This window comes from Rahnella sp. BIGb0603 (assembly GCF_024808755.1).
Taxonomy (GTDB): Bacteria; Pseudomonadota; Gammaproteobacteria; order Enterobacterales; family Enterobacteriaceae; genus Rahnella; species Rahnella contaminans.
Map to the genome: position 1 here is coordinate 18889 of NZ_JANUEX010000014.1, position 8318 is coordinate 27206.

Consider the following 8318-nt stretch of genomic DNA (forward strand, 5'->3'; position numbering starts at 1 on the left):
AGACCTGTTAGGCACCTGGTCTGTATTGATTAACAGGCAGGTGCCCCTGTGATCAGTGCGAATTCGAGTACTTACTCGTCTTCCAGCTCGATGTTGATACCCAGAGAACGGATTTCTTTCAACAATACGTTGAAGGATTCCGGCATGCCTGGTTCCATACGATGATCGCCATCTACGATGTTTTTATACATCTTAGTACGGCCGTTAACGTCATCGGACTTAACAGTCAGCATTTCCTGCAGGGTATAAGCGGCACCGTATGCTTCCAGTGCCCACACTTCCATCTCACCGAAGCGCTGACCACCGAACTGCGCTTTACCACCCAGCGGCTGCTGAGTAACAAGGCTGTAAGAACCGGTAGAACGCGCGTGCATCTTATCGTCAACCAGGTGGTTCAGTTTCAGCATGTACATGTAGCCGACGGTAACCTGACGCTCAAATTGCTCGCCGGTACGGCCGTCAAACAGTGTGATCTGGCCAGAGGTAGGGATTCCGCCCATTTCAAGCAGTTGCTTGATCTCTGTCTCTTTCGCACCGTCGAAGACTGGTGTTGCGATTGGCATACCTTTTTTCAGGTTCTCAGCCAGACGCAATACTTCGTCATCGGTGAAGGTGTTCAGATCAACTTTCTGACGTACATCGTCGCCCAGATCATAGGCACGCTGGATGAACTCGCGCAGCTTAGAAACTTCTTCATGTTTCTTCAGCATGGCATTGATTTTTTCACCAATACCTTTCGCGGCCATACCCAGGTGGGTTTCCAAAATCTGACCAATGTTCATACGTGATGGAACGCCCAGCGGGTTCAGTACGATATCAACAGGAGTCCCGTTTTCATCGTAAGGCATATCTTCGATCGGGTTGATCTTGGAGATAACACCTTTGTTACCGTGGCGGCCTGCCATCTTGTCACCAGGCTGGATTTGACGTTTAACGGCCAAATACACTTTAACAATTTTCAGCACACCTGGTGCCAGATCATCGCCCTGAGTGATTTTACGACGCTTAGCTTCGAGTTTTTTCTCAAACTCGGATTTCAGTTCGTCGTACTGTTCAGCAAGCTGTTCCAACTGATTCTGTTTGTCTTCGTCAGTCAGTGACAGTTCTAACCAACGGTCGCGAGGCAATTTGCCCAGCTTGTCAGCTTCAACACCGCCAGCAACCAGCGCAGACTGGATACGTGCAAACAGGCCAGCTTCCAGAATTTGCAGCTCTTCAGTCAGGTCTTTCTTAGCCTGTTTCAGCTGCATTTCTTCGATTTCTAACGCACGTTTGTCTTTTTCCACGCCATCGCGGGTGAAGACTTGCACGTCAATAATCGTACCGGAAACGCCGTTTGGTACACGCAGAGAAGAGTCTTTAACATCAGACGCTTTCTCACCGAAGATCGCACGCAGCAGTTTCTCTTCCGGAGTCAGCTGAGTTTCACCTTTAGGTGTAACTTTACCGACCAGAATGTCACCACCGGTCACTTCAGCACCGATATAAACGATACCGGATTCATCCAGTTTAGAGAGCGCAGCCTCACCCACGTTAGGGATGTCAGCGGTGATCTCTTCAGGCCCTAACTTAGTGTCACGAGACACACACGCCAGTTCCTGGATATGGATGGTCGTGAAGCGATCTTCCTGCACAACACGTTCGGAGACCAAGATGGAGTCTTCGAAGTTGTAACCGTTCCAAGGCATGAACGCGACACGCATGTTCTGACCCAGAGCCAGTTCGCCCAGATCTGTTGACGGACCATCTGCCAGCACGTCGCCGCGCTCGATGGGTTCGCCCAGATTCACACACGGCATCTGGTTGATGCAGGTGTTCTGGTTAGAACGGGTGTATTTGGTCAGGTTATAAATGTCGATACCTGCTTCGCCCGGGTACATCTCTTCTTCGTTAACACGAATAACGATACGGGATGCATCCACGTACTGAACAATACCGCCACGTTTAGCTACGGCAGTAACACCGGAGTCAACCGCTACAGCACGTTCCATACCAGTACCTACCAGCGGCTTATCAGCGCGCAGGGTTGGAACTGCCTGACGTTGCATGTTCGCACCCATCAATGCACGGTTGGCGTCATCGTGTTCCAGGAATGGAATCAGAGAAGCACCAACGGATACGATCTGCTGGGTAGAAACGTCCATGTAGTCAACCTGATCGCGGCTAAACAGGCTTGATTCGCCTTTGCTACGACAAGTGACTAAGTCTTCCAGGAAGCGGCCTTCTTCGTCCAGGTTGGAGTTCGCCTGAGCGATTACGAAGTTGCCTTCTTCAATGGCAGACAGGTAGTTAATTTCATCGGTAACCATGCCTTCACGCACACGGCGGTAAGGGGTTTCCAGGAAACCATACTCATTGGTCTGTGCATACACAGACAAGGAGTTGATCAGACCGATGTTTGGACCTTCTGGCGTTTCGATTGGACATACGCGACCGTAGTGAGTCGGGTGTACGTCTCGAACTTCAAAGCCAGCACGTTCACGGGTCAAACCGCCCGGGCCCAATGCAGAGATACGACGTTTGTGCGTGATCTCAGACAACGGGTTGTTCTGGTCCATAAATTGTGACAGCTGGCTTGAACCGAAGAACTCTTTCACCGCAGCCGAAATCGGCTTAGCGTTGATCATGTCCTGAGGCATCAGAGTATCGAGGTCGCCAAGAGACAGACGCTCTTTAACCGCACGCTCAACACGAACCAAACCTACACGGAATTGGTTTTCAGCCATTTCGCCGACAGAACGAATACGACGGTTCCCTAAGTGGTCGATATCATCCACTTCGCCCTGACCGTTACGGATGCCGATCAGCTTTCTCATCACCTGGATGATGTCGTCTTTGCTCAGGATACCTGAACCTTCGATTTCATCACGCAGCAGAGAACGGTTGAACTTCATACGGCCAACAGCAGACAGGTCGTAACGATCTTCAGAGAAGAAGAGGTTTTCGAACAGGCTTTCAGCTGCTTCACGCGTTGGTGGCTCACCAGGACGCATCATGCGGTAGATCTCAACCAGTGCGCTCAGGCGATCGCTGGTTGGGTCGACGCGAATGGTCTCGGACATGTACGCGCCATGATCGAGATCGTTTGTGAACAGCGTTTCAATGGTTTTGTGACCGGACTGGCTCAATTTAGCCAGCAGATCCAGAGACAATTCCATGTTAGCAGGGACGATCAGCTCACCGGTATTGGTGTCGATGTAGTCTTTAGAAACGACTTTCCCTGCGATGTACTCAACAGGAACTTCGATGCGCTGGATTTCGTCTTTTTCAAGCTGACGAATATGACGTGCAGTGATGCGGCGGCCTTTTTCAACATAGACCTTACCGTCAGCTTCGATATCAAAAGAAGCTGTTTCACCGCGCAGGCGCTCAGGTACCAGTTCCATCTGCAACTTGTTGTCGCGGATCTGGTAAGTCACCTTGTCAAAGAACAGGTCAAGGATCTGTTCAGTCGTGTAATTTAATGCACGCAGAATGATGGTCGCTGGCAATTTGCGGCGACGGTCAATACGTACAAATAGGTTATCTTTCGGGTCAAACTCGAAATCCAACCATGAACCGCGGTAAGGGATGATACGTGCGTTATAAAGCACTTTACCCGATGAGTGGGTTTTACCCTTATCACTGTCGAAGAATACGCCCGGACTACGGTGCAGCTGAGATACGATAACCCTCTCAGTACCGTTAATCACAAAGGTACCATTTTCGGTCATGAGCGGAATTTCGCCCATATAGACTTCTTGTTCCTTGATGTCTTTGACCGTACCTTCTGGTGCTTCACGTTCGTAGATTACCAGGCGCAGTTTCACGCGCAATGGCGCGGAGAACGTCACACCACGGATCTGGCATTCTTTAACGTCGAATACTGGCTCACCAAGACGGTAGCTAACGTATTGCAGCTCAGAGTTACCGCTGTAGCTCTTGATAGGGAATACAGAACGGAATGCAGCTTCCAGACCGTACTGGCCTTCCGGATCTTGCTCGATAAACTTCTGGAACGAGTCAAGCTGGATAGAAAGGAGATATGGAATGTCCAGAACTTGTGGACGTTTACCAAAATCCTTACGAATGCGTTTTTTCTCGGTATAGGAGTAAACCATAGGGTTCCTCAGCTCGCTGATCAGTGACCCAATCTTGTCTGCCCTGAGAAGGACAGTTCATGCAACACCGTTTATGTCGACCGGAAAGCAGAAACGCTTCCCGCAATATCTGTTTTCTACCACTCTTAAATCATTTCGTTGTGCGTTATCTGTAGATGAGCTACAGCAAGAGGCATCAATATATTAAGGCGTCTATAGAAAGAGATATTAGAGTAGTTCAGTGCTCAAACAGTGTGAAACACCACTGACACTCTATAGCGCAAAAAGGCTGGTGACTAAAAAGTCACCAGCCATCAGTCTGTTAGGACAGACTGCACTCCGGGAAGTTAAACTTACTTAACTTCAACAGAAGCACCAGCTTCTTCCAGAGATTTTTTCAGAGCTTCAGCGTCGTCTTTGCTGATGCCTTCTTTCAGAGCTGCTGGAGCAGACTCAACCAGGTCTTTAGCTTCTTTCAGACCCAGGCCAGTTGCAGTACGAACAGCTTTGATAACTGCAACTTTATTCGCGCCAACAGCAGCCAGAATAACGTCGAACTCAGTTTTTTCTTCAACAGCTTCAGCAGCAGCAGCAGGACCTGCAACAGCAGCAGCAGCAGAAACGCCGAATTTTTCTTCCATAGCGGAGATCAGTTCAACGATTTCCATTACAGACAGAGCTGCAACGCCTTCAATGATTTGTTCTTTAGTGATTGACATTTCAAGTGTTCCTAGAATTCAGAAATAGTGTATACGTAAGCAAATGAACGAGATAAGAAAGGCTGATTAAGCAGCTTCTTTCTGATCGCGAACAGCAGCCAGAGTGCGAACCAGTTTGCCTGCAGAGGCTTCTTTCATGGTTGCCATCAGGCGTGCGATTGCTTCTTCGTAAGTAGGCAGAGTTGCCAAGCGGTCGATTTGAGCCGCAGAGATAAACTCACCTTCAAAGGCCGCAGCTTTAACCTCAAATTTTGCATTCGCTTTAGCGAAATCTTTGAACAGACGGGCAGCAGCGCCTGGGTGTTCAGTAGAGAATGCAATCAAGGTTGGACCGACAAACGTGTCTTTCAGGCACTCAAATTGAGTACCTTCTACGACGCGACGCATCAAGGTGTTGCGAACAACACGCATGTAAACGCCAGCTTCACGACCTGCTTTACGCAGTTCAGTCATTTTATCTACAGTTACGCCACGGGAATCCGCAACAACCGCAGACAGCGCGCCTTTGGCTACTTCGATGACTTCAGCAACAATCGCTTGTTTGTCTTGAAGATTTAATGCCATTAGCTTTTTGCTCCTGGATTTAGCCGGGGAAAATCCCCGGAACTCACATCACTTGTTATCGAGATCGATATCAAGCGTTCAAACACGGTGAGCAGAGAATCCAGCAAAGACAAATCTTAATTCTTTATAAAAAAGACAAAGAAATATTTTCTTCAGGCTCTGTCACCGTCTACGCAGGAAGGATTAAGTCCCTTTCAGGACACCTGCGGTCTTGGACGGAGGCCTGGATAGGCCAGGCTCCAACCGAAAAATCTTGGTTTCGCATTAACGAAACAACGGGCCATAGATTCTAGACAAATCTACCGCCCGCGTAAAGCGATAAACGTCAGCAGTTAATTAGTTAACTGTTGCGCTCAGGCCGCTTTGATCAATAGCAAGACCCGCGCCCATGGTAGTGGACAGGCTTACTTTCTTGATGAAAACGCCTTTAGCCTGAGAAGGCTTCGCTTTTTTCAGAGCGACCAACAGAGCTTCCAGGTTTTCTTTCAGCTTGTCGGATTCGAAATCAACCTTACCAATTGTGGTATGGATGATGCCGTTTTTGTCGTTACGATAACGAACCTGACCTGCTTTAGCATTCTTAACTGCTTCAGCAACGTTAGGAGTTACAGTACCAACCTTCGGGTTAGGCATCAGGCCGCGTGGACCCAGAACCTGACCTAATTGGCCAACAACGCGCATTGCATCTGGAGATGCAATAACAACGTCGAAGTTCATTTCGCCTTTCTTAATCTGGTCTGCCAGATCTTCCATACCTACCAGCTCAGCGCCTGCAGCTTTAGCAGCTTCAGCGTTTGCACCTTGGGTGAAGACGGCAACGCGAACAGAACGACCGGTGCCGTTAGGCAGAACGGTAGCACCACGAACGTTTTGATCAGATTTACGTGCATCGATGCCGAGGTTAACAGCAACGTCCACGCTTTCTACGAATTTAGCAGTGGCCAGCTCTTTGAGCAGAGCAACGGCTTCGGTGATGTCATACTGTTTAGTAGCATCAACTTTGTCACGGATCACGCGCATGCGCTTGGTCAGCTTAGCCATTCTATTAATCCTCCACTACCAGGCCCATGGAACGAGCAGTACCTTCGATGGAGCGAGTCATCGCTTCAACGTCAGAACCAGTCATGTCCGCAGCTTTGGTTTCTGCGATTTCACGAACCTGAGCACTCGTTACTTTACCTACTTTGTCTTTGTTCGGCTTGCCGGAACCAGACTTGATACCAGCCGCTTTCTTCAGCAGTACTGCTGCAGGAGGGGTTTTGGTAACGAAGGTGAAAGAACGGTCAGAATAAACAGTAATAACAACAGGAATTGGCAGGCCTTTTTCCATGCTATCAGTCTTAGCATTGAACGCCTTACAGAATTCCATGATGTTCACGCCTTGCTGACCCAGAGCTGGACCAACTGGCGGACTTGGGTTTGCCATACCGGCTGCAACTTGCAGCTTAACGTAGGCTTGTACTTTCTTGGCCATGGTAAATATCCTCGTTTGGGTGATATCGCCTGTTTGAAGAGGCTCCCCGTTATTTACAATACTTTATACTTTCCACACGCAGAGGCTGCGCATAAAAACAAAAGGCGCGAAATTATAGTTCAATTTCGCGCCCTGTACAACATCTGTTCTAATGAATATTTAGAAAGGTGCCGTTAGCCCTTTTCAACCTGTCCGAAATCCAGTTCAACCGGTGTTGCACGGCCAAAGATGGAAACAGACACTTTCAAGCGGCTTTTTTCGTAATCAACTTCTTCGACCACACCATTGAAGTCCGCAAACGGACCGTCGTTAACACGTACCAGCTCACCTGGTTCAAACAATGTTTTAGGACGTGGTTTATCACCCACTTGTTGCAGGCGATTCATGATCGCATCGACTTCTTTATCGCTGATCGGTGCAGGACGATCTGACGTTCCGCCAATGAAGCCCATCACACGAGGAACGCTGCGAACTAAGTGCCAGCTGGCGTCATTCATCACCATCTGGACCAGCACATAACCCGGGAAGAATTTACGTTCGCTTTTACGGCGCTGGCCACCACGGATCTCAACCACTTCTTCGGTTGGAACCATGACTTCACCAAACAGCTCTTCCATGTCATGTAATTTGATGTGCTCACGCAGCGATTGCGCTACGCGGCCTTCAAAGCCAGAAAACGCCTGGACGACGTACCAACGTTTTTTAGGTGCTTCAGACATTTAGAACCTCAAGCCAGTAATGAAAGATACCAGGCGGACTAAAATACCATCCAGCCCCCACAGAATCAGAGACATAACGGCAGTCACCGCAGCAACGATCAGTGTGGTATGCAATGTTTCCTGGCGCGTTGGCCAAATGACTTTACGTACTTCGGTGCGCGCTTCACGAGCAAACGCAACTGTCGCCTTGCCTTTAGTGGTCAATAAAGCCACTGCGCCTGCAATTGCGATAATAACTACTACGGCTAACGCGCGTAACGGCAGGCTGTATGCACGGTAATAATAGTTACCGACAATAGCTACAACCAACAAAACGGCAACAACCAGCCACTTTACCGCTTCCAGGCCGCGCCCGCTCCCTTGAGCCTCGGTATTCGCACTCATAAACCAACCCGTCACAATGATTCAGAACAAACAACTTTGCCTCGCATTGCGAGGCAAACCAAACCGATCGATGCTCTACTCGAGCGCAATTCGGTGTTTTACGCTATATTTCAGAGCCTATCTCACCAGTGATTATGACGTATAAATCGCTGATGAGATAGGTTCTAGCACCACAGCGTAGAAAAAAGGGCATCGAATGATGCCCTTTTCGGGTGTGTTGCGTCAACGTATAGTGACAAAAAACTATCAGCGATTAAGCGATAACTTTAGCAACAACACCAGCGCCTACAGTACGGCCGCCTTCACGGATTGCGAAACGCAGACCGTCATCCATCGCGATTGGGTGGATCAAGGTAACAACCATTTTGATGTTGTCGCC

At 48.9% G+C, this 8318-nt stretch carries 7 protein-coding genes and 1 pseudogene; all 8 read right to left on the reverse strand.

The annotated features are described in order from the left end of the window. Positions 1-71: 71 nt before the first annotated feature. Positions 72-4100, reverse strand: coding sequence for a DNA-directed RNA polymerase subunit beta (gene rpoB, locus M2403_RS24485; RefSeq protein ID WP_152325371.1), 4029 nt, complete (start codon positions 4098-4100; stop codon positions 72-74). 332 nt (positions 4101-4432) lie between these two features. Continuing rightward, positions 4433-4798 (reverse strand): 50S ribosomal protein L7/L12, encoded by a 366-nt coding sequence (gene rplL / locus M2403_RS24490; protein WP_101080117.1) that lies wholly within the window; start codon positions 4796-4798, stop codon positions 4433-4435. A gap of 66 nt (positions 4799-4864) precedes the next feature. Continuing rightward, positions 4865-5362, reverse strand: a complete 498-nt coding sequence (gene rplJ / locus M2403_RS24495) for a 50S ribosomal protein L10 (protein ID WP_013577411.1) — start codon at positions 5360-5362, stop codon at positions 4865-4867. Between the two features lie 336 nt (positions 5363-5698). Beyond that, complete coding sequence (gene rplA / locus M2403_RS24500) at positions 5699-6403, reverse strand: 50S ribosomal protein L1 (RefSeq protein ID WP_101080118.1); 705 nt, start codon at positions 6401-6403, stop codon at positions 5699-5701. Positions 6404-6407: 4 nt separating this feature from the next. Beyond that, positions 6408-6836, reverse strand: a complete 429-nt coding sequence (rplK, locus tag M2403_RS24505) for a 50S ribosomal protein L11 (protein ID WP_013577413.1) — start codon at positions 6834-6836, stop codon at positions 6408-6410. 173 nt (positions 6837-7009) lie between these two features. Further along, positions 7010-7555: a transcription termination/antitermination protein NusG gene (gene nusG, locus M2403_RS24510; protein ID WP_009639145.1), complete on the reverse strand. Its 546-nt coding sequence runs from the start codon at positions 7553-7555 to the stop codon at positions 7010-7012. Further along, complete coding sequence (gene secE, locus M2403_RS24515; RefSeq protein ID WP_034794996.1) at positions 7556-7939, reverse strand: preprotein translocase subunit SecE; 384 nt, start codon at positions 7937-7939, stop codon at positions 7556-7558. Positions 7940-8192: 253 nt separating this feature from the next. Then, positions 8193-8318: pseudogene (gene tuf, locus M2403_RS24520) on the reverse strand (elongation factor Tu); the annotation flags it as partial.

Bases quoted from the DNA above. Each gene is read 5' to 3' on its own strand.
- rpoB (WP_152325371.1), bottom strand. From the start codon at position 4,100: ATGGTTTACTCCTATACCGAGAAAAAACGCATTCGTAAGGATTTTGGT.
- rplL (WP_101080117.1), bottom strand. From the start codon at position 4,798: ATGTCAATCACTAAAGAACAAATCATTGAAGGCGTTGCAGCTCTGTCT.
- rplJ (WP_013577411.1), bottom strand. From the start codon at position 5,362: ATGGCATTAAATCTTCAAGACAAACAAGCGATTGTTGCTGAAGTCATC.
- rplA (WP_101080118.1), bottom strand. From the start codon at position 6,403: ATGGCTAAGCTGACCAAGCGCATGCGCGTGATCCGTGACAAAGTTGAT.
- rplK (WP_013577413.1), bottom strand. From the start codon at position 6,836: ATGGCCAAGAAAGTACAAGCCTACGTTAAGCTGCAAGTTGCAGCCGGT.
- nusG (WP_009639145.1), bottom strand. From the start codon at position 7,555: ATGTCTGAAGCACCTAAAAAACGTTGGTACGTCGTCCAGGCGTTTTCT.
- secE (WP_034794996.1), bottom strand. From the start codon at position 7,939: ATGAGTGCGAATACCGAGGCTCAAGGGAGCGGGCGCGGCCTGGAAGCG.